Source organism: Panacagrimonas sp. (assembly GCF_965216805.1).
Lineage (GTDB): Bacteria > Pseudomonadota > Gammaproteobacteria > Nevskiales > Nevskiaceae > Panacagrimonas.
Map to the genome: position 1 here is coordinate 2,289,794 of NZ_CBDCGN010000002.1, position 23,821 is coordinate 2,313,614.

General features: G+C 64.1%; 21 protein-coding genes and 1 pseudogene. All 22 read left to right on the forward strand.

The window, feature by feature from the left end:
• Positions 1-143: 143 nt before the first annotated feature.
• Positions 144-1,037, forward strand: a complete 894-nt coding sequence (locus ACOOHP_RS10920; protein ID WP_420466453.1) for a metal-dependent hydrolase — start codon at positions 144-146, stop codon at positions 1,035-1,037.
• Between the two features lie 57 nt (positions 1,038-1,094).
• A complete protein-coding gene (locus ACOOHP_RS10925; RefSeq protein WP_420466454.1) occupies positions 1,095-1,937 on the forward strand; it encodes an SDR family NAD(P)-dependent oxidoreductase in 843 nt (280 codons plus the stop codon).
• A gap of 151 nt (positions 1,938-2,088) precedes the next feature.
• Positions 2,089-3,642 carry a flavin-containing monooxygenase gene (locus ACOOHP_RS10930; RefSeq protein WP_420466455.1) on the forward strand — a complete coding sequence of 518 codons (1,554 nt, stop codon included), beginning with the start codon at positions 2,089-2,091 and terminating at the stop codon, positions 3,640-3,642.
• A 114-nt stretch (positions 3,643-3,756) separates the two neighbouring features.
• Positions 3,757-4,650, forward strand: a complete 894-nt coding sequence (locus tag ACOOHP_RS10935; protein WP_420466456.1) for a metal-dependent hydrolase — start codon at positions 3,757-3,759, stop codon at positions 4,648-4,650.
• Between the two features lie 90 nt (positions 4,651-4,740).
• The gene (locus ACOOHP_RS10940; protein WP_420466457.1) at positions 4,741-5,571 is read left to right on the forward strand and encodes an SDR family NAD(P)-dependent oxidoreductase; all 831 of its coding nucleotides are present in this window, start codon (positions 4,741-4,743) and stop codon (positions 5,569-5,571) included.
• Between the two features lie 58 nt (positions 5,572-5,629).
• Entirely contained in the window at positions 5,630-6,481 is an 852-nt protein-coding gene (locus ACOOHP_RS10945) for an alpha/beta hydrolase (protein WP_420466458.1), read from the forward strand.
• A 99-nt stretch (positions 6,482-6,580) separates the two neighbouring features.
• Positions 6,581-6,787, forward strand: a complete 207-nt coding sequence (locus ACOOHP_RS10950; RefSeq protein WP_420466459.1) for a hypothetical protein — start codon at positions 6,581-6,583, stop codon at positions 6,785-6,787.
• A gap of 33 nt (positions 6,788-6,820) precedes the next feature.
• Positions 6,821-7,945, forward strand: a complete 1,125-nt coding sequence (locus ACOOHP_RS10955) for a DUF1329 domain-containing protein (protein WP_420466460.1) — start codon at positions 6,821-6,823, stop codon at positions 7,943-7,945.
• A gap of 178 nt (positions 7,946-8,123) precedes the next feature.
• Positions 8,124-9,761 (forward strand): annotated as a pseudogene (locus ACOOHP_RS10960) (DUF1302 domain-containing protein); the annotation flags it as partial.
• 23 nt (positions 9,762-9,784) lie between these two features.
• Positions 9,785-10,645, forward strand: coding sequence for a DUF1302 family protein (locus tag ACOOHP_RS10965; protein WP_420466461.1), 861 nt, complete (start codon positions 9,785-9,787; stop codon positions 10,643-10,645).
• 259 nt (positions 10,646-10,904) lie between these two features.
• On the forward strand, positions 10,905-11,819 hold the full coding sequence (locus ACOOHP_RS10970; RefSeq protein ID WP_420466462.1) for a metal-dependent hydrolase: 915 nt from the start codon (positions 10,905-10,907) through the stop codon (positions 11,817-11,819).
• A 114-nt stretch (positions 11,820-11,933) separates the two neighbouring features.
• Positions 11,934-13,502 carry a flavin-containing monooxygenase gene (locus ACOOHP_RS10975; protein WP_420466463.1) on the forward strand — a complete coding sequence of 523 codons (1,569 nt, stop codon included), beginning with the start codon at positions 11,934-11,936 and terminating at the stop codon, positions 13,500-13,502.
• The gene (locus tag ACOOHP_RS10980) at positions 13,499-14,257 is read left to right on the forward strand and encodes a glutathione S-transferase N-terminal domain-containing protein (RefSeq protein ID WP_420466464.1); all 759 of its coding nucleotides are present in this window, start codon (positions 13,499-13,501) and stop codon (positions 14,255-14,257) included. Before ACOOHP_RS10975 ends, ACOOHP_RS10980 begins: the two co-directional genes overlap by 4 nt.
• Positions 14,258-14,269: 12 nt before the next feature.
• The gene (locus tag ACOOHP_RS10985) at positions 14,270-14,767 is read left to right on the forward strand and encodes a DUF2505 domain-containing protein (protein WP_420466465.1); all 498 of its coding nucleotides are present in this window, start codon (positions 14,270-14,272) and stop codon (positions 14,765-14,767) included.
• A 100-nt stretch (positions 14,768-14,867) separates the two neighbouring features.
• Entirely contained in the window at positions 14,868-15,287 is a 420-nt protein-coding gene (locus ACOOHP_RS10990; protein WP_420466466.1) for an SRPBCC family protein, read from the forward strand.
• Positions 15,288-15,360: 73 nt separating this feature from the next.
• Positions 15,361-16,137: a MerR family transcriptional regulator gene (locus ACOOHP_RS10995; RefSeq protein ID WP_420466467.1), complete on the forward strand. Its 777-nt coding sequence runs from the start codon at positions 15,361-15,363 to the stop codon at positions 16,135-16,137.
• 283 nt (positions 16,138-16,420) lie between these two features.
• On the forward strand, positions 16,421-17,587 hold the full coding sequence (locus tag ACOOHP_RS11000) for an acyl-CoA dehydrogenase family protein (RefSeq protein ID WP_420466468.1): 1,167 nt from the start codon (positions 16,421-16,423) through the stop codon (positions 17,585-17,587).
• Positions 17,584-18,369 (forward strand): enoyl-CoA hydratase/isomerase family protein, encoded by a 786-nt coding sequence (locus ACOOHP_RS11005; protein WP_420466469.1) that lies wholly within the window; start codon positions 17,584-17,586, stop codon positions 18,367-18,369. Before ACOOHP_RS11000 ends, ACOOHP_RS11005 begins: the two co-directional genes overlap by 4 nt.
• Positions 18,370-18,374: 5 nt before the next feature.
• Positions 18,375-19,982 carry a carboxyl transferase domain-containing protein gene (locus ACOOHP_RS11010; RefSeq protein ID WP_420466470.1) on the forward strand — a complete coding sequence of 536 codons (1,608 nt, stop codon included), beginning with the start codon at positions 18,375-18,377 and terminating at the stop codon, positions 19,980-19,982.
• An 11-nt stretch (positions 19,983-19,993) separates the two neighbouring features.
• Entirely contained in the window at positions 19,994-21,997 is a 2,004-nt protein-coding gene (locus tag ACOOHP_RS11015; RefSeq protein WP_420466471.1) for an acetyl/propionyl/methylcrotonyl-CoA carboxylase subunit alpha, read from the forward strand.
• A gap of 31 nt (positions 21,998-22,028) precedes the next feature.
• Positions 22,029-23,018, forward strand: a complete 990-nt coding sequence (locus tag ACOOHP_RS11020) for a hydroxymethylglutaryl-CoA lyase (protein ID WP_420466472.1) — start codon at positions 22,029-22,031, stop codon at positions 23,016-23,018.
• Positions 23,019-23,040: 22 nt separating this feature from the next.
• On the forward strand, positions 23,041-23,793 hold the full coding sequence (locus ACOOHP_RS11025; RefSeq protein WP_420466473.1) for a glucose 1-dehydrogenase: 753 nt from the start codon (positions 23,041-23,043) through the stop codon (positions 23,791-23,793).
• The last annotated feature ends 28 nt before the right edge of the window (positions 23,794-23,821 follow it).

A 23,821-nucleotide genomic window follows, 5' to 3' on the forward strand; every position in this document is an offset into this window, starting at 1 on the left:
GACACCATGGACTCGGATTGATCAATATTCGTTATGCGTAGTGTCACACCGCACTCTGCAACGAACACGAAGCCAGGTCCGCAGTGCAGCAAAGCGCGCAGCGGGCCTTGCCGAACCCCGACACCCATCATCGAGACCACCCCATGAGCAACGCTCTCGCACGTCGAAAACTGGTCCCTCGCCACCCGCGCGAGCTGGATTTTGCAGAAGGCATTCCGGTCAACTGGGCGAACGGCGATGTGTTCCGCTCCCGCTTCTTCGACGCCTTCTCCACCACCCTGCCCGAGGGCGAGAAGTTCTTCATCGTCTCCCTGCGCCAGTTCAAGGACCGGCTGCAGGATCCTGCATTGCAGCAGGAGTTGAAGGACTTCATCCGACAGGAGGGTCTGCACGGAATCCTGCACAACGCCTACAACAACCGGCTCGGCCGGCAGGGCGTGGACATCGAGCTGATTACCGAGGTGCTACGCAAGTTCTTCGCAGCGCACACAAAGATCCTGTCGCCGCGCATGCAGCTCACCTTGACCGCCTGCGCCGAGCACCTGACGGCGTCCATGGCGCACGCCATCCTGGGCCGCAGCAGCCATCTGTTCGACGGCGCCGACGAACGGGTTCGCGCGCTGTACTTCTGGCACGCCGCCGAGGAAATCGAGCACAAGTCGGTTGCGTTCGACCTGTTGAAGAACCAGGCCAAGGTCGGCTACATCCCGCGCGTGCTGATGATGGCCTACATCAGCATCGTGTTTCACGCCCTCGTATTCCCCATCCTGGAACACGTCCTGCGCAACGACGGCTACACGGCAAGGGAGCGAATCGGGCTCTGGGGCAAGGGCCTGTGGTGGATGTTCAAGCCGCGGCGAGGCGGGTTCTATTTCGACCTCATGGGCCACTACCTGAGCTGGTTCAAGCCCGGCTTCGAGCCCTGGAGTCACGGCGACCTCGAAGCCTACGACCGCTGGATCGAGACCTACGCAGAATCCGGCGATGTGCGTCCCGCCACGGAAGCCGCCTACGCGGTGCTAGGCAAGGCCGCCTGAGTCTGCGCGCAGGACTGGACACGCAAAAACCATTCACAAAATCGTAGAGGAGACGCAGTGAAATCACTGAAAGGCAAACTCGCCGCAGTCACCGGCGCCGGCAGCGGCATCGGACGGGCGGTGGCCGTCGACTTGGCGCGGCGTGGCTGTCGCGTCGCGGCATCGGACATTCAGGCGGATGCAGTCGCCGAGACGGTGCGGCTCATCAAATCGGCGAACGGAGACGCGAAGGCCTACAGCTTCGACGTCGCCGACCGCGAGGCGTTTTACAAGCATTCCGCCGCGGTGAAGAAGGACTTCAAGGCGCCCGCCAACCTGGTCATCAACAACGCAGGTGTCGGATTGGCCGCCTCTGTACAAGAGATGAAGTGGGAAGATTTCGAGTGGCTGATGGGCATCAACTTCTGGGGCGTGTGCTACGGCACTCAAGCCTTCCTGCCGCAACTGATCGAGTCGCGTGACGGACATGTGGTCAATGTCTCCAGCATGTACGGCATGATTTCAGGGCCCCTGACCAGCGCCTACAACGCGGCCAAGTTCGGCGTGCGGGGCTATACCGAGGCCTTGCGGATTGAGATGAAAGCGGCGCGGCTGCCGGTCGAGGTCAGTTGCGTTCACCCCGGCGGCATCCGTACCAATATCGCCAAAACCTCGCGCTTGGCCACTGCCAGTGCCAACGCCGACCGCGCCAAATTCGAGAAGTGGTTCGCGCGGATGACGCTGACGACGCCCGAAAAAGCGGCGCAGATCATCATCAGCGGAATTCTTGGCAACCGTCCGCGCATCCTGGTGGGTCCGGATGCCCACGTCATCGACGTCGTGCAGCGCACGGTGGGCATCCGCTACCAGTGGCTTGCGCAGACCCTGCTCAATCCCCTGATGGCTGGCATGAAGTCCTAGCGCGCTTCCAGAAATCCCCCCAGCACAACCGGCCGCGCCCCGTGGTGCGCGGCCACTACACACGGAGTTCAAGACAATGGCCGATGGATCCCCGAAAAACCGTCCCGCCCCGCCCAGGTCCAAAACCCGGTCCGGCACCGACCTTGGCTTGGTGGAAATCGAGCACCGCGCATCGTCACGGCGCCAAGGCAAGCCCGACTACGAGGTCATCATCGTCGGTGCCGGCTTCGCAGGCATGGGAGCGGCCATCGAATTGCAGAAGAACGGCATCGACTCCTTCGTAATTCTGGAACGTGCCAAGGATGTTGGTGGGACCTGGCGCGACAACCGGTATCCCGGCATTGCGGTGGACATCAGTTCCTTCGTCTACTCGTTCTCTTTCGAACAGAATCCCAACTGGTCGCGCGTTTTCGCGCCCGGTGACGAGTTGCAGCGCTACGCGCAGCGCGTGGCCGCCAAGTACGGCATCTACTCCAAGACACGCTTCGGCGTGGACGTGCTGAAGTCGGTGTTCGATGAGGACCTGCACCTGTGGCAGGTACACCTCAAAGACGGCAGCATGCTGACGTCCCGCTACATCATCAGTGCCAGCGGCGGCCTGATTGCTCCGAAGAAGCCCGACATCCAGGGTCTGGACACGTTCAAGGGCCTCGTCGTCCACACCGGCTACTGGGACGACCAATACGACTTCACCGGCAAGCGAGTCGCCGTCATCGGCACCGGCGCCACGGCAGTGCAGATGGTGCCGGAACTCGCTCGCAAGGTGTCTCACTTGGACGTCTACCAGCGCACTCCAATCTGGGTGCTGAAGAAGCCCGACGCGGAGATCCCCGCCTGGATGAGGTCCACGTTCCGGGCGATACCCCTGGCTCAGCGTGCAGTGCGCCTCGTCGCCGACGCATTGACCGAGTCGCTCATGGTCGGCGCCGTACTCTATAACCGCCAGATCCCGGGTCTTGTTCGCTGGGCAGAGAGCGGAGGCAAGAACAACCTGCTCGAGCAGATTCCCAACGACCCGGAACTGAGAGAGAAGCTCACGCCCAAGTACGGCTTCGGTTGCAAGCGCCCCACCTTCTCCAACGAGTATTTCAAGACCTACACCCGCGACAACGTGGAGCTGGTTACCGATCCCATCGAGTGCATCACCGAAGATGGCGTGCGCACCCGTGACGGCAAGGAACGCAAGATCGACGTCCTCATCACGGCCACGGGTTACAAGGTGTTCGAGAAGGGCAACCTGCCCTCGTTCGAGGTCCATGGTCGTGGCGGTCTCGAACTGGGCCAGTTCTGGGAGGACCAGCGCTATCAGGCCTATGAAGGCACGACCATTCCGAACTTCCCCAACTACTTCGGCATGCTGGGGCCCTACGCGCTCACCGGCTCTTCGTACTTCAAGATGGTAGAGAACCACTCCCTGCATGCGGTGCGCTGCATCAAGGAGGCCCGCAAGACCGGCAACACCTGCGTCGAAATCCGCCAGGGACCGCACGAGCGCTATTTCACCGACATCCAGCGCCGGCAGCAGAGAACCGTGTTCGTGAATCACAGTTGTTCGGGTTCCAACAGTTACTACTTCGACCGTCACGGCGACGCGCCGATGCTGCGTCCCTCGACGTCGGTCGAGGCGCAGTGGCGCGCCAAGCATTCGCCGATGTCGCACTACCACTTCACGCGAACAGAAGTACTCGTCCCGGCCGCAGCCTGATCACGGTTGAGGAGCCAGCTCTTTGCAGAACGTACATGCGTAGCGCGTGCCTGTACCCCGCAGGTAGCTCCGCATTCCACCAGCAACATCACGCAACCCAAAGGAAGGTGAAACATGGCATTGGCAAACCGCAAGATCGGCTACGACGAAGTCAAGCCGCGAGACCTGCACTTCGACATGACCAACGTGCCGAAATACTGGATGAACAACGATCCGTGGAGCACCCACTGGTGGAATGCCTTGCTCGCCGCGGTGCCCGATGGCGAACGCTGGGTGATGCAGTGCGTGCGCAAGAACCTGGTGAAGCTCAGCGATGAAAAGGTGCGCAAGGCCGGCATCGACTTCATCAAGCAGGAGCATTACCACGCCCGCGAACACGACATCATGAACCAGGCCGTCATGGCCCACGGCGTGCCGGTGGACCAGGTGGAGGCCGCGTTCAAGCGCATGCGCATCTTCTTGCAGAAGATCCTGAGCGAGGACATGCAGCTCTCCACCATGGCTGCTGCCGAGCACTTTACCGGCACCATCTCCGCGGTATTCGTCGAGAACCCGGAAATCTTCAAGGACTTCGATCCGGCGCTGGGCTCGATGATCGCATGGCACATGATCGAAGAGACCGAGCACAAGTCGGTGTCCTTCGACGTCTACCAGGATGCCGTAGGCAGCTATCCCAAGCGCATCGCCGGGATGGTGTTGATGACGGGCATTTTCCTCGCCATCAGCGAGTACCAGCGCCTGGTGCTCGTGGCCAAGGACGGCCACCTGTTCAACTGGCGTTCGGCGCTCAAGGGGCTGAAATTCCAGTTCACCAAGCCGGGGTTCATGAGCTTGCTGGTCAAGCACTACCTCCCCTACTACTCGCCCAACTTCCATCCCTGGGACCACGACAACCGCGCGCAGCTTCGCAGCTGGAAGGACACCTTCGAAGCCACCGGCGACACCACGAAGGCATTCAAGGCCTTCATCGGCGAAGTCCCGGTGACCAAGCTCAAATCGGTTGCCTGAGAACCATGGCGTCGGCGGGCGTTGCGCGCTGTTTGGCGCCGCGCCCGGCCAACCCTTTCCGTCATTGATTCGAAGTGGAGAGATGCAATCGTGAGTCGCCCCAAGAGTTTGAAGTTGAGCCAGTGCGCCGCAGCCATCGTGACTGGCGCCGGCAGCGGCATCGGCCGCAGTTTTGCGCTGGAGCTGGCGCGCCGCGGCGGCACGGTGTTGTGCGTAGACATCAATCAGGAGCGCGCCGCGCAAACGGCGAGCCAGGTCGATGATCTCGGCGGCCGTGGCCTTGCATATACCTGCGATGTCGGAGACGAAAAGCAATTCGCAGAACTGGCCACCAAGGCCGACGGATTGTTCGGACGTGCCACCACGGTGATCGTCAACAACGCCGGCGTCGGCGTGGGCGGACGCATCGGCGATGTCTCGCTGGAAGACTGGCGCTGGTGCCTGTCGGTGAACCTCTGGGGCGTCATTCACGGCTGTCACGAGTTCGCGCCGCGCTTTCGCAAGCTCGGTTACGGGGGAATCATCAACACGGCGTCTGCGGCTGGCTTTGCGGCGGCACCGGAGATGACTACCTACAACGTCACCAAGTCGGCGGTGCTGTCGCTGTCCGAGACCCTGTCAGCCGAGTTGTCGGGCACCGGCGTTCACGTCAGTGCCTTGTGTCCGACGATCGTGCCCACCAACATCATCAACGACAGCCGTTTCCCCAACGACCGCAAGACGTTTGCAGCCAAGGCGATGGAGAAGTGGGCGTTCACCAACAGCGGAGAAGTGGCCCGCCTGACCCTGGACGCCATGGACCGCAACCAGCTTTACGTGCTCCCGCAGTGGGATGGTCGCCTGATGTGGCGTGCCAAGCGCGCCTTTCCGCAACTCTACGCGCGCGCCTTGGGCCTGGGCTATCGCCTGGCCGCGGACTGACGGGACGGCCAACATGACCAGCCTCAGCGCCATCGCCACCAAGCGCCTGTTCCGCGCGATGCTCAAACGCGAGTTCGCGTCCAAGGAGCACGCCGTCCGTCATTTCCGCCGCGTGCTCGACGACGCGCCCTTTCCGTCCTACCTTCCGCTCGGGGTATCGGCGCGCAAGATGAATTTTGCCGGCGTACCCTGCGAGCGCCTCGCGCCGCGCAAGGCGGGCCTGACCATCCTGCACCTGCATGGAGGTGCCTTCATCGGCGGCAAGCTTGGCACTTACCATCCCTTCTGTGGGGCAATGGCCCGGCGCCTGCAGGCGCAGGTGATCCTCCCGGACTACCGCCTTGCGCCTGAGCATCCGTTCCCCGCCGCACCCGACGATTGCCTCGCGGTTTACCGGGAACTGATCAACTGTGGGACCGACCCTGCGGACCTGGTCGTCAGCGGCGACTCGGCCGGCGGCAACCTGACCCTGGCCACGCTGCAATGCGCGCGCGCGGAGGGCCTGCCCATGCCCCGTTGCGCCGTGCTGATTTCGCCCGGCGCCGATCTCAGCGGCGACGCGGCTAGCTGGGCGGAGAACGACCGCAGTGACGTGATGCTCTCGCAGAACGTCATCCGGATGATGGGCGAGGTGTATTTGCAGGGTCACGACCGATCAGATCCCCGGGGCTCGCCGCTGCGTGGCGAATTCGAGGGCCTGCCACCCCTACTGATCAGCGCCAGCGACGAGGAATGCTTGCGCGACGACGCCTACGCGGTCGCAGCACGTGCTCGCGCCGCCGGCACCAGCGCTCGCTTGCTCATGCGGCCCGACATGCCGCATGCATGGCCCATCTTCTATCCGCTGGTGTCCGAGGCGCGCGCCGACATGAAGACGATCACCCAGTTCATCTTGAATGCGCGTCATTAATCTGACGAACGTTCGTTTGGTAGCAGGATCAAGCTGGAACACGGATTCGATCTGTGCACGCCGTATTCCGGGCACAACCACAATTCAAGGAGACTCATAATGAGATTGATACAACTCGTTGGAACGGCGCTCACCGCGTCGTGCCTGCTCGTCGTGCAGCCGAGCGTGGCCAAGGCCACACCCGAGGAAGCAGCTCGACTGGGCAAGGACCTGACACCGGTTGGAGCCGAGAAGGTCGGGAACAAATCCGGGACCATTCCCGAGTGGACACCGATGTCGCAGAGCGGCGCGCTAAAGGATTTCTAGCCGAGCAATCCAGCGATCGACGCCGAGAAGCCCTTGTTCACCATCACCGCCGCCAACATGGCGCAGTACGCTGACAAATTGACCGTCGGCCACAAGGAGCTGCTCAAGCGTTATCCCGACACCTACAAGATGAACGTCTACCCGACGCATCGAAATGCCACCTTCCCCAAGGAGATCCTGGACGCAACCGTCGCCAATGCGACCACGGCAAGTCTTGAAGGGGTGGACTTCCCGCGTGGGGCAAAGCTCGGAATTCCGTTCCCCGTCCCGCAGTCTGGCGCGGAACCGATCTGGAATCACAAGCTGAAGTACCGCGGGGCGACGGCCCGCCGTTACAACAACCAGATGATCGTGCAGCTCGACGGAAAATTCAACCTCACGAAAATCGTCGAGGACGTGAATTTCTACTATGGAAATCTGACTCTGCAGCCGGCCGTGATCCTTGAGCCGGGCGTGCCCTTGATCAAGTACGTATCCGAGACCCTGGCGCCGCCGCGACTGGCTGGCACGTTCATCGTTGCGCACGAGAAAGCCGGTACCGGACCCGAGGGGCGCGCCGCCTGGCTGTACGCCCCCGCACTCAAGCGCATCCGGCGCGCGCCCGCGGTGTGCTGCGACAACCCCTACGAGGGCACCGACGGCCACCAGTTCTACGACCAGGTGGACATGTTCAACGGCGTGCTCGAGCGCTTCACCTGGAAATTGGTGGGCAAGCGAGAGATGTACATGCCGTACAACTCGCATCGCATCGCGGGTAAAAGCATCAAATACTCCGATATTGCTCACGCCAAGCATGTGAACCCGGCACTGCCGCGCTACGAATTGCATCGCGCCTGGGTGGTGGAAGCGGAGAACAAGTCCGACCTGCGCCATACCTTCAAGAAAATCGTCTTCTACATCGACGAGGACAGCTGGTCGATCTTTGCGCGGGACAACTACGACCATCAGGGACAGTTGATGCAGTTGCAGGAAGGGCACCTGATCTCCGCGAGCAACGTGCTCACCACCACTGCCGTCCCGGAAGTGGTCTATCACTTCAACAGCGGCCGTTACTTCGTGACGGCGATGGCCAACGAAGACAAGCCCACCGACGCCTCGATGAAATTTGACGAAGCTTATTTCGAGGCCACGTCGGTCCAGAAGCGGGCCGCCAAGTAATACGGGCAGGCGGTGGTCCGAGCCGCAACGAGCCAGGAGCGATTCACGAAAACAAACCGTGCCAGGCCCTGCACCGCAGCGGCCTGGACTTTATCAACCCGTCACACAAACCTGGACCGCGATCGGCGCCTTCAAGGACGCAGACGACGGCAAAGGCAAAACGCATTGGAGGAAAGACATGCGGATCCGTTCATTTACCGTGTCGTTGGTTGGCGTATTGACTTTTTGTGGTTCGGCTCAGGCCGGCATCTATCGTTTCGAGCTGTTCGGCGAAGAGTTCGAGGCCATCGCGAACAATTCCTTGAGCGCCGGCGTGCAGTTCCGTCTCGAAGAGCGTTCAGATGACCTGGTAGGAAAGTCGAACCTCAATCCGGATCTCTGCGCTGGGATATTCCAGCTCTGCCAGGGCGTCGTCCGCGAGCAGGTCTATCCGGCGGAGCGCCTCCGTGATGCCCCCGGACAGGGCTCGTTGAATTTCGACAATGGCAATCTGAACTACGACAGGGGCGACATCACGCAGGCACCCTTTGTCCTCACCACCGACATCAAGCTGCGTTGGAGGGATTACGAATTGTTCGTCCGTGGTCGGGGCGTGTACGACCCCGCGAACTACGACTTTACGGAGACTCACCCCAACAAGGTGACGCCGGAAAACTTCGAATCGGTCCTGACCCGGGGCGACCCCTTTGCCAACCGCTACTTTCCGGCCACGCTCGGCCGCGGCGCGTTCGAGCGGCAGAAACGCTCCAAAGAGATCTCTAGGGAGTACCGCTTCTACGACCTGCTCGACCTGCACCTCACCAAGCCGATCGACGTGGCGGGTCAGGACGTGGTGGTCCGGGTCGGACGCCAGGTCGTGAACTGGGGCGAGAGCACCGTCACGATCCTCAACAGCCTCAGCCAGGCCAATCCAGTCAACGCCAACAACATCTTCCGCCTGGGCAACGCGCTGCTGGAGGACCTGTTCATCCCGGTCAACATGATCAGCCTGTCCACGGCCTTCTCCACCAACCTGGCGGTCAGCGCTTTTTACCAGCTCGAATGGAAACCGGTGGAAATTCCTCCGCCCGGATCGTTCATGTCCTTCATTGATCTCGGCGTCAACAATCAGGGCGAGGACGTACTCAACGCCAGTTTCGGCTCCGCACCGGACGACTTCGACAAGCTGGGTAGGCGCCTCGCCAATCCCCTGGGCCTGGTAGCGCGGACAACCCTGACGATCGGGCGCGAGCGCGACGACGAACCCGGCAGTGCGGGTCAGTACGGGATCAACCTCGAATATTTCGCTGAGGATCTCAACAACGGGACGCAGTTCGGCGCGTACTTCATGAACTATCACTCCCGGCTGCCGTATGTCGATGCCTATTCGGCCAACGCAAGCTGCATGCGGGCCGCCGGGAATCCAGAAGGTCGGGACGCGCTGAACACCTTCGAGATTCTCGACCTCTGTCCGAACCTTTCGCTGGTCGAGCACACGCCCGGTGTCGCGCAGGCGGTCTTGGACTTCGCCAATGTTTTGGCCCAGCGCCCTGCGCTCCTGGCTCAAGTCGGCGTCGACGGCACCCCGCTGGACGCAGTCACGGGTGTTGCGAACCTGCTGGTGTTCCAGCCGGGACAGCCGTTGAGCGAAATCGTTCCCTTCGACAGCGCCAAGGTGCAGCTCACCTATCCCAGGAACATCCAGCTTTTTGGGCTGAGCTTCAACACCACGTTCGGCGAATATTCCTTCCAGGGCGAAGTCGCCTACCGACCCAATCTGCCGATGCAGGTCTCCGTGGTTGATGTCGGATTCGCCGCCCAGGGCCCCACGCTCGCGAGCTGCACGTCAGACACCGTGCAATGCGCGGGCACCGCGGCGGCACTTTCGTTCGCCGAAGACAGCACCGGCACCCCGACGGCGACGGGACAAAACACCACCGGCGAGGTCGTCGTATACGACAACGCAAACTTCGTCGATGCCAATGGCGAGACGCCTTATCAGGACACCGTGTTCCTGCTGCTGGCCGGCGTACCGAATTCGGCACGCGCCTTCCCCAATTCATCATCCCCTACCGCGGCGGCGTGCTCGGGGAGAACCCGCCGAATACCCGTATCAAGGGCTACATCCCGGCCCACGCACTGCAGTACACGCTCGGGGCGACGCGCCTGTATGGCGCATCCGAAAACTGGATCGGCGCCGGCCAGGTGCTCTTCGCCTACGAGGTGTCGGCCATGCACGTCGTCGATTTTCCGGACTTCGACGAGCTGCAGATCGAAGGCCCCCTGACCGCCTATACCCATGCCAGCGCAGGCGCGGACGGTAGCGGCGCGAACGGATCAAAGCTCGCCTGCTCGGCAAATCCGGCCTGCACCGTCGGCCCCGATGGCATCCGTTTCAATCCCTACCAAGCCTCGCGCGATCAGTTCGCGCATGCCTTCTCCGGCGGCTATCGGATCGTCAGCCGCATACTCTACGAATCGGTTTTCCCATCGATCAGCATTGCGCCGCTGTTCTTGTGGCAGCACGACGTGCACGGCAATTCGCCGGCGCCCAATTTCAATTTCGTCGAGGGACGCTACTCGCTGACCTCGATCCTGGAGTTTCGCTACGAGAAAGCCATGTCCTTGAGCATCGTCCACAACCTCTTTGGCGGCGCCGGGACCAACAATCTGCTGGCGGATCGCGACAACCTCGGCTTCTTCATCAAGTACCAGTTCTGAAACGGGATTTGGGTGCTCCGCGCACCCCTGTCGAAGCCCGCGTCATCCCTTGTCGGCGAACGGCCTTGCGCGCCGGAGAGGGCATTGCTATCTTGCGTAGTATGACAACGCACTTAGCACGAATGCCTCCCCGGTTTTCCTGCGACTGCCGGGGTCATGCGCGGGAGGTGACCGAAGAAAATCCCGCAAACCGTTGCATTCGGATTAACGAATAACCCGAATGCGTTGCACGTAGTCCCACACTGCATGAGGAAAGACCATGGCACTTGAAAACCGTAGCATCGGGTACGACGAGGTCGAGGCACGCGACCTGCGGTTCAATCTCGACAAGGACAGCGTTCCGCGTTTCTGGATGAATGGCGATCCGTGGAGCACGCACTTCTTCAATTCCATTCTGGCTGCCGTACCCGATGGCGAGCGCTGGGTGATGCAGTGCGTCCGTCGCAGTCTCACGCGCCTCCAGGACGAGAAAGTGCGCAAGGCGGGCATCGCCTTCATCAAGCAGGAGCACTACCACGCGCGCGAACATGACGACATGAACAACGCGCTGATCGAGCAGGGCGTACCACTCGACGTGGTGGAACGCAGCTTCAAGCGTATCCGCGCGACACTGGAACGACTGACGCCGGAGGACATGCACCTGTCGATGATGGCAGCGTTCGAACATTTCACCGCGACGTTTGCGGCGGTGTTCATCGACAATCCGGACATGCTGGATGATTCCGACAAGAAGGTCGCGGCGATGCTGTACTGGCATTTCGTCGAGGAAACCGAGCACAAGTCGGTGACCTTCGACGTGTTCCAGGACGCCGTCGGCAGTTATCCGCAGCGCGTCGCCGGGATGCTGATTGCCAGCGCGATCTTCCTGCCGATGGTCGAGGGCCACATGCTCTACCTTCTCTACAAGGAAAAGCAGTTGCTCAACTGGCGCTCGATGCTCAAATGCCTGAAGTTGCAGATCGGTCCCAAGGGCCTGCTCACGCGCTTGTTCACGGGGCATTACTTCCCGTACTACCTGCCCAGCTTCCATCCCTGGGACGACGACAACCGCAGCCAGATCCGCAAGTGGAAGGAAGTGTTCAACGCCACCGGCGATACCGCCAAAGCCTACGAGGCATTCCGCAACAGTGCCGACTCGAAGGGCTCTGGCTTCAAGGCCGCCCTCGCCGCCTAGCCCCGCGACCGAGCCGTTTCGACACCCAGCCTTGCCAGGCAGCCGCGCCGCGAACGCGGCAAGGCTGCCTGGCAGGTTTCGCCTCCAGTTTCCTGCTTGCCGAGTCCGTATCGCATGAGCTCACCGCTACCTGCCCCCGCCGAGTGCCCTTACGACGTGATCATCGTCGGCAGCGGCTTCTCCGGCATCAACATGGGCATAAGCCTGAAGCAGGCGGGGATAGCGAATTTTCTGATCCTGGAACAGGCCAGCGAGGTCGGCGGCACCTGGCGCGACAATACCTATCCTGGCTGTGCCTGCGACGTGCCCTCGCAGCTCTATTCCTATTCGTTCGAGCCGAACCCGGACTGGAGTTCCGTGTTCTCCGGCTCCGCCGAAATCCAGGCCTACATCCAGCGTTGCGCAGAAAAATACGGCCTGCGGCCGCATCTGCGCTTCGGCCAGAACGTCGTCAGCGCGCGCTTCGACGAGGAAGCGGGCCTGTGGACGCTGCGCACCGCCGCGCAACTCACGTACTCGGCGCGCGTGCTGGTGTCGGCCGCTGGCGGACTGGTCACGCCAAGCTGGCCCGAGCTTACCGGCCGCGAGGATTACGCGGGTCCGGTCATGCATACCGCGCGCTGGGACCACGAAGTGGACCTCGCCGGCAAGCGCGTAGCGGTGGTCGGTACTGGCGCCAGCGCGATACAGGTCGTGCCAGCCATCCAGCCGCAGGTCGCGCAGCTCAAGCTGTTCCAGCGCACCGCACCCTGGATACTGCCCAAGTTTGATCGTCGCCTGCGCGCCAGGACCAAGGCCCTGTTCCGCCGTGTTCCGCTCGCGCAGCGGGCCGTGCGCAACGCCATTCTTGCGTTGAGTGAGCTGGTTTTTGCGCCGATGGTGATCCTCGATTCGCCCTTGCAGAAGGGCCTGGAGTTGCTGGCCCGCAACAACCTCTGGCAGGTGCGAGACCCGGCGCTGCGCCGCCGCCTGACCCCCAGCTTCAGCATTGGCTGCAAGCGCGTGCTTATTTCCAGTGACTACTACCCAGCGTTACAGAAGACCAATGTCGAACTGATTTCCGACGGCATCACCGGTTTTACCGCCCGCGGCTTGCGGACCGCCGATGGCCGCGAGGTGGAAGTCGACGCCGTGGTCATGGCTACCGGCTTTCGCGTCGGAATCGCCGAACCGCCGTTCGAAATGCTCGGGCTCGGTGGCCGGAGCCTGACCCAGTTGTGGTCGGCTGCCGGCGCCAAAGCCTACAAGGGCGTGGCCATCAGCGGGATGCCCAATTTCTTCATGATGCTGGGCCCCAATACCGGGCCAGGTCATACATCGGTGCTGATCTACACCGAGGCGCAGGCCGCGTACATCGCCCAGGCCGTCCAGGCGCTGCTGCGCGACGACCTGCGCTACCTGAACGTCCGTCGCGACGTCATGACCGACTACCACCGCAAAGTGCAGGGACGGATGCGCTACACGACCTGGACCTCCGGCTGCAACAGCTGGTACCTCGACGCGCACGGCGAGAACCACACGCTGTTCCCTGGCCTGGCCACCGAGTACGCCCTGAGCCTGCGCCGCTTCAAGTCGGAGGAATACGAATCCGCCGCCTGGGCCGATGTGTCCCAGGCGGCCCGAGTGCCGGTGGACAGCGCGGCATTCGATCCACTCGCAATCGCAGGGGAAACGACACCATGAATCGGGGACTCGACGTAGGGCTCTCCCTGGCCGCCTCGCTGGCAGCCGGCGGACGCGGAGTGAAGGTGGCCGCCGACGCTCGGCAGCCGGCGCAATTGCTGGAGCTGTACGACATCGAGAACTGTCCGTATTGTCGTATTGTGCGCGAGGCGTTGACCGCGCTCGATCTGGATGCTGTGATTTATCCCTGTCCCAAGGGCGGCACGCGCCACCGCCCGCTCGTGCAGCAGCGCGGCGGCAGGCAGCAGTTTCCGTTTCTGGTGGACCCCAACAACGGTACGCAGATTTACGAGTCCGCCGCCATCGTGGATTACCTGTCCGCCACCTACGGCGACGGCCGCAGTCGCGGACCCCTGGCACGTGCGCTGACAACCGCCAGCTCGCTCGGAGCATCGGCCTTGCGCCTGGGCCGCGGCGAGCGTTGCGCGAGCGCCACGCGGCCACCGCCGCAGATGCTGGAGCTGTACAGCTTCGAAGCGAGCCCATTCGCGCGTTTCGTTCGGGAGTACCTGTGCGAACGGGAAATCCCCTACATCCTGCGCAACTGCGGCCGCCGCCAGGGGCTGGACTGGCTGCCGATTCCTCCGCTTCGGGCGAGGCTGGCACCTGGGTACGCGCCGGTGCAGCGCAACCGCAAGTTCCTGAGCGAAGCGGCGGGCAAGGTGCAGATGCCCTACCTGGTCGATCCGAACACGGGCGTCACCCTGTTCGAGTCTGCCGATATCGTCGCCTACCTCGACCGCAGCTACGGCTGAGCGTCTCCGACCATGCCTTCCAGCAGCAGCTACCGTTTCCGCTTCGAACGAACCGGCGAGCAGATCAACCAGGCCTACTCCGACCCCTGCTACTTCGAGCGGATGGCGCAGGTGATCGGTGGACTCAAGGTTCAAGTACTGGAAGGACGCGTGGAGGCGCAGCGCATGCGCGCCGTGTTGCGCATGAACCTTGATCCGCTCACGCCGCTGCCGGGTTTTGCCCGCAGGGTCATCAATGGTGCGATCAGCATCACCCATACCGTGGAGTGGAACGCAGCGGATGGCAGCGGTTCAATGGAAGTGGTCGCCGCGCACATCCCCTACCGAGCGACGTCGCGCATTCGTCTCGAAGCGGCCGCGGGAGAGGCCACCGATGTCGTCTCCGACTGGTGCATGGAGTTCCGCCTGCCGCTGATCGGGAGTGCGCTGGAACGCATCGCCGCCGAGGAGATTCGCCTTCGGCTGCAGGCCGAGTGCAAGGCCTGCGATCAGTTGATGGCGGGGTGCTGAACACGCGTCTGCGTCTGCTGCGCAACTCGCAGGAGTAGCGGAAACCCTCTCCGCGGCCGCTTTCAGCCATAATATGAGCGTTCAAGACCGACTCGACCTCATGACCCAGCGACTGCAAATCTGCGAAACCCTCTCCCTACCCGTCGAACTGGCATTCTCTCGGCTGGCCGACCATCAGCGCCTGGGCGCGGCGCTGGGCGTGCCGGTCCGGCGCACCCGCGACGGCGAGGGCGACGTCAACGGCCTCGGCTCGGTGCGCACCATCGGACTTCGCCCGCTGGAAGTCGACGAAACCATCACTCGGTTCGACCCTCCCCGCCGCATCGACTATCGCATCACCCGTGGATCGCCGTTGCGCGACCATCGTGCCAGCGTCATCTTCTCAGCGAACGGCGGCGCGACCGAGGTCACCTGGAACATCGAGTTCGACACCGCCCCGCGTCTGCTCGGACCTGTGCTCAAGCGCGCGCTTGGCCTCGGACTCCGTCACGCCCTGCGCAAGATCGGGCGGGCCTCTTGAGGCTGCCCCGGCGGCGGTTGCCACTGTGCGCACGGGCCCTGGGCATCGCATGAGCCAGGAATTCCCCTATCGCATGGCCGAAGTGATGCAACTCACCGGCGCAAGCCGGGAAGCGGTGCGCTTCTATGTCAACGCAGGTCTGCTGCCGGAACCGCGCAGAACCGCGCGCAACATGGCCTGGTACTCGCAGCAGCATATCGAGATCATCAAGCTGGTTCGTGCCCTGCAGGAGGAACAGTTCCTGCCGCTCAAGGCGATCAAGGCGCTGTTCGACGACGACAAGAACTTCGATTTCACGGCCAGGCAGCGCAGCATCTTTGCGAGCATGCGCGAGGAGATGGAGATTCGCGCCCGCCGCCAGCTACCCGGCCCGAATTCGCATGGCATGGTCGAGGCCCTGGGGCTGAGTCAGGAAGATTTCCGCGAGCTGCAACAGGTTGGTGCCATCCGCACCCACGTTGACCAGCTGACCGCAGACGAGGAAGAAATCCTTCGACAGTTCGCCATTCTCCGGCATAGCGGCATGACGGCGGCGAGAGGATTCTCCGCGCGGCACATCCAGATCGTCCAGTCATCGACCGATCTGCTGTTCGCCGAGGAGCTCAAACTGTTCCAGGAGTTGCTGGTGGATTTGCGCGACGATGAAATCCCCGTGCTCATGACCCGGGCGATTCCGGCCATCAATCGAATCTTCGCGGTGCTACACGAACAAAAGCTGCGTGCATTTGTGGCGATCTACGCCCGGCAGGACGCCGCGCGGCATGCCAACGAGGCCAAGGCCGCGTCGAAAGCGAAAACGAAAACGAAAACGAAAACGAAAACGGCTATACGCATCAAGGCGCGAAGATAGTTCGCGCCCTGCGTGGCGCGGCGCGAATGGGCCCGTCGAGTGCTCATTTTCAGGGCATTGATTTATTCGCTTGGTCCGGATTGCTGAGTCCTCGACGACACCGACCGCGTGAGTCCTCCTGATCAAGTCGAGCGCCCCCTCCCCCGCTTGCGATCAATCGGGACAGCACCTATCGACCACCTCGAATCGAGATTTTTCTAACGGTTGTTTGTTATATTGAATGCTCTCCGCACGGCGCCCCGATGCCCCATGCCGTGCTTGCCCGGAAGTCGCACAACCTCAAATGATCCTCACCGACGACCAGCGCGCGCTGCGCGACACCGCCCGGCGTTTCGCCGAACAGAAACTGCTGCCGGACTACCAGAAGCGTGAAAAGTCCGAACGCCTGGACCGCAACCTGGTGCGCGAGATGGGCGAACTGGGCCTGATCGCGCCCGACCTGCCGGAGCAGTACGGCGGTCTCGGTGCCAGCGGCCTGACCACCGGCATCCTCATCGAACAGGTCGGCTGGGGCGACATCAACGTCAGCTACGTGCCGCTGATGGCCTCGCTGACCGGCAAGGTGATCGCGGCGCACGCAAAACCGGCGCTGGCCGAATACTGGCTGCCGCGCATGATCCGCGGCGAATCCATCGTCGCTCTGGGCCTGACCGAGCCGCGCGGCGGCTCGGACGCCGCCAACCTGGTGCTCAAGGCGCGGCGTGATGGCGATTCCTGGGTGCTCAATGGCGAGAAGACCTCGATCAGCTTCGCCGACCAGGCCGATGCCATCGTGCTGTTTGCCCGCACCGGCGCGGTCGAAGACGGCGCGCGCGGCATTAGCGCCTTCCTGGTGCCGCTGACGCTGCCCGGCGTGCAGCGCACGCACTTCAACGATTCCGGCAGCAAGATCATCGGCCGTGGCTCGGTCTTCTTCGACGATGTGCGCATCCCTGCCGATCACCTGCTGGGCGACGAGAACAAGGGCTTCGTGCAGGTGATGCAGGGCTTCGACTACAGCCGGGTACTGATCGCCCTGCAGTGCATCGGCTCGGCGCAGGCCTCGCTGGACGAGGCCTGGGCCTACACCAAGGAGCGCATGGCCTTCGGCGCTCCGCTGGCGCAATACCAGGGCGTGAGCTTTCCGCTGGCGGAGTACGACACGCTGATCGCGGCCACGCGCCAGCTCTGCTACCACGCGCTGGAACTGCGCGATGCGGGCGAGGCGCATACCGCCGAAGCGGCGATGGTCAAGTGGCTCGGCCCCAAGACCTCCGTCGACACCATTCACCAGTGCCTGCTCACCTTCGGCCACTACGGCTGGTCGATGGACCTGCCACACCAGCAGCGCCTGCGCGACGTGATGGGCCTGGAGATCGGCGACGGCACCGCACAGGTGATGAAGCTGATCGTGGCGCGTGAGCGCGCCGGCCGCATTGCCGTGCAGTACGCCAAGGACAGCAAGCGATGAGCGAGGCCGTCAGCGTCCGCGTCGAAGCGGGTGTCGGCATTCTCGAACTGGCGCGACCGGAGAAATTCAACTGCCTGTCGATGGCCGCCTGGGGCGCCATCGGCGCTGCGCTGACGCGCTTCGAGCAGCCGGGTTCCGGCGTCGGCGCCGTGCTGATCCAGGCCCAGGGCAAGCACTTCTGTACCGGCGCCGACCTCGACGAGGTACGGGGCCTGCGCGGCGACAAGGCCCTGCTGGCGGGTTTCCTCGCCAGCGGCCACCGCGTGCTGCGCGCGATGGAAGCCAGCCCCCTGCCCATCGTCGCCGCCTGCCAGGGCCTGTGCCTGGCCGGTGGGCTGGAACTGATGCTCGGCGCCGACGTGGTGTTCGCCGCGCGCGGCGCGCGCTTCGGCGATCAGCACGCGCAGTTCGGGCTGGTGCCCGGCTGGGGTGGCAGTCAGCGGCTGACGCGGCTGGTCGGTCTGCGCCGCGCGATGGACCTGTATTTCAGCGCCCGCTGGATCGACGCCGACACCGCTGCCGCCTGGGGCCTGGTCAGCGAGGTGGTCGAACCCGAAGCCCTGCATGCGCATGCGCTGGCCTGGTGTACCACCGCCGCCGAGCGCAGCAGTTCCGGACTCGCGCTCATGAAGCGCCTGGCACGCCAGGGCCTGGACCTGCCCCTGGCGGATGGGCTGGCGCTAGAAGAAGACCTGGCCGCGCAGGCCTTGCTCGACGATGACGTCAGCGAGGGGCTCGCCGCCTTCAGTGCGCGACGCAAGCCGCAGTTCAAGGGGCGCTGAAGCCGATGGGCATCCTGTCGTCGCGTGTCGCCACGCGCAGCGAAAGTTTCGCACTCAACCAGGCCGCCTACGCCAAGCGCATCGCCAACCTGCACGCGCGTCGTGCCGACGCGCGCGCCGGGGGTCCGGAAAAAATGCGCGCCAAGCACCTGGCGCGCAACAAGGTGCTGCCGCGGCATCGCGTCGAACTGCTGATGGACCCGGGCTCGCCCTTCCTCGAACTCGGCGAACTCACCGGCGATGGCCGCTACGAGGGCGTATCGCCCGGTGCCGGCATCATCACCGGTGTCGGCATGGTGTCGGGGCGGCCGTGCATGATCATCGCCAACGACGCCACCGTGAAAGGCGGCACCTACTTCGGCCTGACCTGCAAGAAGCACGTCCGCGCGCAGGCCTTCGCCTGGCAGCACCGCCTGCCCTGCATCACCCTGGTGGACAGCGGCGGCGCGTTCCTGCCCGACCAGGCCAACATCTTTCCGGACGATGGCCAGTTCGGTTCGATCTTCCACAACCAGATCGGCATGTCCGGCGACGGCATTCCGCAGATCGCCGTGGTGATGGGCCCCTGCACCGCCGGCGGCGCGTACATTCCGGCGCTGTGCGACGAGGTGGTGATCGTGCGCGGTCAGGGCTTCATGTACCTGGGCGGCCCCGAACTCACCTTCGCGGCCACCGGCGAGACCGTGGACGCCGAATCACTCGGCGGCGCGGCCATGCACTGCGGCAAGAGCGGCGTCACCGACCATATCGCCGAGGATGACCGTCACGCCCTGCTGATCGCGCGCAATATCGTGCGCGAACTGGGACAGGTGCCGCCATCGAGCCGCAAGCAGGAGCCCTCGCGGCCGCCGCGCTTCGATCCGGCCGAGATCCACGGCATCGTCTCGCGCGATCCGAAATTCCCGACCGACACGCGCGAGATCCTGGCGCGACTGGTGGACGACAGCGAGTTCCAGGAATTCAAGCCGCTCTACGGCGAAACCCTGCTGACCGGCTTCGCGCGCATCCACGGGTACGAGATCGGCATCCTGGCCAACAACGGCGTGCTGTTCCCGGAGAGCGCGATGAAGGGCACGCACTTCATCAACCTGTGCTGCCAGCGCAACATCCCGCTGCTGTTCATGAGCGACGTCACCGGCTTCATGGTCGGACAGGATGTGGAGCAGGCCGGCATCGCCAAGCACGGCGCCAAGATGATCACCGCGATGAGTTCGGCGCGCGTGCCCAAGTACACGCTCAACATCGGCGCTTCGTTCGGCGCCGGCTATCTGGCGATGTGCGGGCGCGCGTTCAAGCCCACGGCCATGTTCGCCTGGCCCAATGGCCGCTCCGGGATCATGGGGCCGGACCAGGCCGCGATGGTGATGTCGCTGGTGCGCGAAACCAATCTCAGGATCGAGAAGAAGACCTGGACCGACGAGGAACGCGAGGCCTTCAAGGCCCCGGTGCGCAAGATCTACGAGGACTTCCAGGACGCCCACAACTTCGCCGCCCACGGCTGGATCGATGGCGTGATCGAGCCGCTGGAAACCCGCGGCACGCTGGCCCTGCTGCTGGAACTCGCCGCCCGCGTACCGGCGCAGAAGACGCAGTTCGGCGTGTTCCGGTTCTGATGGGCACGCCGATGAAACCCATCCAGAAACTGCTCATCGCCAATCGTGGCGAAATCGCCTGCCGCATCGCCCGCACGGCGCGGCGACTCGGCATTGCCGTCGCCGGCATCCATTCGCAGGCCGATGCGCGGGCGCGCCACGTCCGCGAACTCGGCGAATCGGTGCTGGTCGGCGCCGCCGCGCCGGCCGCGAGCTATCTCAACATTGCCGCCATCATCTCGGCAGCAAAGAGAGTCGGTGCCGGCGCGATCCATCCCGGCTACGGCTTCGTGTCCGAGAACCCGGAGTTCGTGCGCGCGGTGGAGGCGGCGGGGCTGTGCTTCGTGGGCCCGACGGCCGAAACCATGGAACGCCTGGGCGGCAAGGCCTCGGCCAAGCGCGAGGCCGCGAAGCTCGGCATTCCCACCGTGCCCGGCGACACCGCCGGCCTCACCGATCCGGCGGCAGTGATCGAAGCGGTGCGCGCCTGCGGCCTGCCGGCGCTGCTCAAGGCCGTGGCCGGCGGCGGCGGGCGCGGCATGGCCCTGATCGAGAGTTTCGAGAACCTGCCGACGCGGGTGGACAGCGCGATGCGCGAAGCGGCGCAGGCCTTCGGCAGCGGCGAGATGATCGTCGAACGCTACCTGCCGAGCGTGCGCCACATCGAGGTGCAGATCGCCGGTGACGGCCGTGGCGAGGCGATCCATCTCTACGAGCGCGAATGCTCGCTGCAGCGCCGCCACCAGAAGGTGATCGAGGAAGCACCCTCCGCCGGCCTCGAACCGGGCCTGCGCGCGCGCATCCTCGAAGACGCGCGCCGTCTCGCCGCCGCGCTGCACTATCGCGGCCTGGGCACGGTGGAGTTCATCGTCAGCGGCAGCGATTACTACTTCCTCGAGGTCAATCCGCGCCTGCAGGTCGAGCATCCGGTCACCGAGGAAATCACCGGGCTGGATCTGGTCGAACTGCAGTTGCGCATCGCCGCCACCGGCACCCTGGGCCTGAAGCAGGAACAGGTACAGGTGCGCGGCCATTCCTTCGAGGCACGCGTCTACGCCGAGGACGCCGACGCCGGCTTCCTGCCTGGTGCCGGCGCGCTGCGCTGGCTGCGCTTTCCGACCGAGTCCCTGCGCGTCGAAAGCGGCGTGGATGCGGGTGACGAGATCACGCCGTTCTACGATCCGATGATCGCCAAGCTGGTCAGCCGCGGTGCCAATCGCATCGAGGCCCTGGACCGCCTGTCTGCGGGACTGGCGACCTGCGAGGTGGTGGGTCTGACCACCAACCTGGGCTTTCTGCGCGAACTGCTCGGCTGGCCGGAAACCCGCAGCGGCGAGATGCACACGCGCCTGATCGACGCGCGCTGGCAGCCCGCTGCGCGCCGCGTCGAGACGCCCGCCGAACACGTCGCCGCCGCAGCACTGTGGTGGCTGGCGCGAGAGCGCCGCCGCTGCGACTGGGGCGTGTGGACACAACCCGAGTTCAGCGGCTGGCGCACCCTGGCCGGGCCGTCCCTGCCCTCGCCGCAACCCTCGGTGATGCTTGCTGCGGGCGGCGTGAGCTGGGCGGTGCATTTCTCGGCACCCGATACACAAGGCTTTACCCAGATCGCGCTGGCCGCGGACGCACAGGCCACGGTGAACCTGCGTGCCTGCCTGTCGGCAGCGACCGACGGTGCGCAGGTACTGGAATGCGGCGACACCCGCCTGGAGCTCCGCCTGTTCGCGGACGGCGCGGCAGTGGAAGTTCACAGCGCACGCGGCACCAGCCGCTTCGATGCGATCCCGCCGCTGGCCGCGTCCGCAGCAACCGCCGTGATCGGCAGCGAACTCAAGGCACCGATGATGGGCAAGGTGGTTGCGGTGCTCGCCGCCGAGGGCGATGCGGTGCAAGCCGGGCAGACCGTGATCGTGCTGGAGTCGATGAAGATGGAATTGCAGGTCGTGGCCGAGCGCGATGGCGCGGTGAGCGGCCTGCGTTGCGCCGTCGGCGACATGGTCGGCCGTGGCGACGTGCTGTGTGAAGTGACGGCGTGAAGACGCGAAGCGGTACTACCGGAGCAAGGCAATGAGCGATTTCCCGAAGTTCGTCGAATTCCACGAGGAAGGTGTGCGCGAAGGCTTCCAGATGGAGCCCGTGACCTATCCGCGCGCACAACGCGCCGCGCTGATCGATGCGCTCTCCGAAACCGGTCTGCGGCAGATCCAGGTCGGATCGCTGGTCAACCCGGCCAAGGTGCCGCAGATGGCCGACACGCTGGAGCTGTACGCGGACATCAAGAAGAATCCGAACGTGCGCTACACCCTGCTCTGGCTCAACGAGTCGGGCTACCGCAGGGCGCGCGAGGTCAAGGGCGCGTTCAACCATGCGCCGCTGATGTACTACCTGACCGATGCCTTTGCCATGCGCAACAACAACCGCACGGCGATGGAGATGCGCGCCGAGCAGGAGGCCTGGCTGGATCGCTACCTGGCCGACGGCGCGTTCCCGCAGAAGGTCTACGTGATGACCGCCTGGGGCTGCAATCTGGGTGGACCGGTGTCGCAGGAAACGGTCGTGGATGCCTTCCGCCACGCCATCGGCATGTTCCGCGATCGCAAGCTGCCGCTGCCGCCGCTGTATCTGGCCGACACCATGGGCTGGGCCAGCCCGGAGGAGGTCAAGCGCCGCATCGGCGCGGTGCGCGAACTGGCGCCCGAAGCGAAGATCGGCCTGCACCTGCACGACACGCGCGGACTGGGCGGCGCCAATGTCTACGCCGCGCTGTCGATGGGCGTGAGCCTGCTCGACGGCTCCATCGCCGGCCTCGGCGGCTGCCCGTTCGCCGGCCACAAGGCGCGCCAGACCTCGGGCAACGTCTGCACCGAGGACATGGTGTTCATGTGCCACGAGATGGGCATCGAGACCGGCATCGACCTGGAGAAAATGATCGAGGCCTCGCGCATGGCCGAGGAAATCATCGGCCGTCCGCTGATGGGTCGCGTGATGCACAGCGGCTCGCTAAAGGCGTTCCGCGAAGGCAGGCAGGCCGACAGCGCCTGCGTGTCGGTTCCGTAACCAAGGCACGAGGAGAACGACGATGGGACGTGTACAGGACAAGGTGATTCTGGTCAGCGGCGGCGCCATGGGCATGGGCCGCACGCACTGTGAACTGCTGGCGCGCGAAGGCGGCCGGATCATCGTCAGCGACATGAACGCCGAACTCGGCGAGCAGGTTGCAGCCGGCATCAGGAAGGCCGGTGGCCGCGCGGAATTCCAGCCGCTCAACGTCACCGACGAGGCACAGTGGGCAGCCGTGGTGGACGGGGCCATCGCGCGCTACGGCCGCATCGACGTGCTGGTCAACAACGCCGGCATCCTGCTGATGAAGCCCGTGCACGAAACCACGACGGAAGAATGGGACCGCGTGTTCAATGTCAACGTGCGCGGCTGCTTCTTCGGCATCCGCGCCGTGGTCCCTGCGATGCAGAAGGCCGTCGCCGGTTCGATCATCAACATTTCCTCGATCTATGGACTGATCGGCGCGCCGGGTGCCACCGCCTACCAGGCCTCGAAGGGCGCGGTGCGGCTGATGGCGAAGTCCTGTGCCGTGGACCTGGCGCCGTTCAAGATCCGGGTGAATTCGGTCCACCCCGGCGTCATCGACACACCGATGACCAAGGATCTTCTGACCCAGCCCGAGTTCCGCTCGGCAGCCGTGGCCATGACGCTGACCGGTCGCCCCGCCCGTCCGGAGGAGGTCTCGCAGGCCGTACTGTTCCTGGCCTCCGATGAATCGTCCTACGTCGTCGGCGCCGAACTGGTCGTCGATGGCGGCTACACCACGATGTGAATCCCCTCCTCCACTACAGACGCCTCAC